Source organism: Candidatus Collinsella stercoripullorum (genome assembly GCF_027669965.1).
In the GTDB taxonomy this organism is placed as follows: domain Bacteria; phylum Actinomycetota; class Coriobacteriia; order Coriobacteriales; family Coriobacteriaceae; genus Collinsella; species Collinsella stercoripullorum.
In genome coordinates, this window is record NZ_JAQECM010000028.1 from 1 (window position 1) to 914 (window position 914).

Here is a 914-nt window from a genome sequence, read left to right on the forward strand (position 1 = left end):
TGTTCAGTGCCAAGACGTTGTTTACGCCCCGGGGATGACAAATAGGGAGGGCTCCCGCATGCTGTGAGTTGTCTAGGCTTGCAGCGAAGGGGGCCCTCCCATGTCCCAACATCCTAACGCAAGGCTCACCCCGAGGGGCCGCGAGACGCTCGTCTCCCGCATAGAGGCCGGCGCCGGCGTCGCCGAGGCCGCCCGCCAGATGGGCGTGAGCCGCCAGACCGCCAGCAAGTGGCTCGCCCGCGCCAGGCGCGGCGAGCCCATGTCCGACAGGAGCTGCAGGCCGCGCAGGCTCGCCCGGCTCACGCCGCCCGACGCCGAGGCCCGCGTCCGCGAGGCGCGCTCGTCCATGCTGCTCGCGCCCCTCGCGCTCGCGGCCTCCACGGGCGTGCCCGCCCGCACCTGCGCCAGGATCGTGGCGCGCTCGGGGCTTCCCAGGCTCGCCGACGTCGACCGCGTGACCGGCGAGGTCCGCCGGAGGGGCCCCGTCACGCCCGTGCGCCACGGGCGCGGGCGCCCCGGCGAGCTCGTCCACGTCGACGTCAAGAAGGTCGCCCGCATACCTGAGGGCGGCGGCTGGAGGGCGCGCGGGCGCGGCTGCGGGTCCGCCCCGGGCGCGGGGCGGTCGTGCCTGCACGTCGCGGTCGACGACTTCTCCCGCGTCGCCTACGCCGAGCCGCTCCCCGACGAGCGCAAGGGGACGTGCGCAGCCTTCATGGGGCGCTGCCTGACGTTCTTCGCGGGCCTGGGCGTCGCCGTCGAGCGCGTGATGACCGACAACGGCCCGGGCTACCGCAGCGGCGACTTCAACGCCCTTCTCTCCGGGAGGGGCGTCCGCCACATCTACACCAGGCCCTTCAGCCCCTGGCAGAACGGCAAGGTGGAGCGGATGAACAGGACGCTCGCCCAGGAGCGGC

General features: G+C 74.1%; 1 protein-coding gene. It reads left to right on the top strand.

Going from position 1 to position 914, the window contains the following annotated elements:
• Positions 1 to 100: 100 nt before the first annotated feature.
• A partial coding sequence (locus PHA29_RS06665) for a DDE-type integrase/transposase/recombinase (protein WP_270848782.1) occupies positions 101 to 914 on the top strand: 814 nt, incomplete at its 3' end.